Here is an 896-nt window from a genome sequence, read left to right as displayed (position 1 = left end):
TTCTTGCAGGGTGACGAAACGCCGTTCCAGGTGCTTCGAGAGCCGGGCAAGACCGCGCAAAGCAAGTCATATATCTGGGTGAAGCGTAGTATCAAAATGGCTCCGCAGCAAGTTGTATTCTACGCATATGGTGACACGCGCTCCGGCAAATTTGCCAAGAGCCTGTATACTAATTTCAGCGGCGTACTTCAGTGCGACGGCTATGCAGGCTATAACGCGCTCACTGAGATTGACCGTGCAGGATGCTGGGCTCACGTTCGGCGCAAATTCTTCGACGACGCCAAAAAGAGTGGTACGCTTCACGAGACAGTTCCGTTAAAACTGCTCAATCAGATGTTTGCGCTAGAAAAAAGCTGGACAAGTTTAGACGCAAAAGCGCGGCGACAACAGCGAGACGCGCACCTTCGACCGGTGATCGATGAGTTCTGGAGTTGGTGTGACGCAGCAGACATCCCGCTGAAGTCGACGCTTGGAAAAGCAGTGACATACGCGCAGAATCAGAGACGTTCTTTGAACCGGGTGTTAGAGTACGGCGAGCTGGAGTTGAGCAATAACGCGGCGGAGCGTGCAATGAAGACATTCGTGATTGGACGTAAAAACTGGCTCTTTGCGACCAGTCCCGCCGGCGCCGATGCCAACGCCATCTGGATGACCCTAATCGAAACGGCAAAGGCCAACGGCCTCGATCCGCGCGCGTATATTCGGCTTTTACTTGAACAACTGAGTCAGCTACCTGAGTTTCCAACTGAGGAACAACTGGAGGCCTGTTTGCCTTGGAACCAAACATTTACCGGTACCGCCCAATCGACCGTCGCTTAAAGCAAAGAGGTCCGCTTCCCTGAATCTGGGAACGGGCCTCTATTGATTTTCAAGACGGTCTGTTATTGGGTGCTTAC

Annotated in this window: 1 protein-coding gene; it reads left to right on the top strand. The window is 52.8% G+C overall.

Annotated elements, in window-relative coordinates; genetic code table 11:
* Positions 1–819 (top strand): IS66 family transposase (gene tnpC / locus FD01_RS15760; RefSeq protein ID WP_156647299.1); only part of this gene is annotated, 819 nt, incomplete at its 5' end.
* Positions 820–896: the final 77 nt, after the last annotated feature.

Origin of the sequence: Lacticaseibacillus manihotivorans DSM 13343 = JCM 12514, from assembly GCF_001435035.1 — a bacterium.
Classification (GTDB): Bacteria; Bacillota; Bacilli; order Lactobacillales; family Lactobacillaceae; genus Lacticaseibacillus; species Lacticaseibacillus manihotivorans.
The sequence above is the reverse complement of the archived record's forward strand: the minus strand, read 5'-3'. Positions and strand labels throughout refer to the sequence as shown.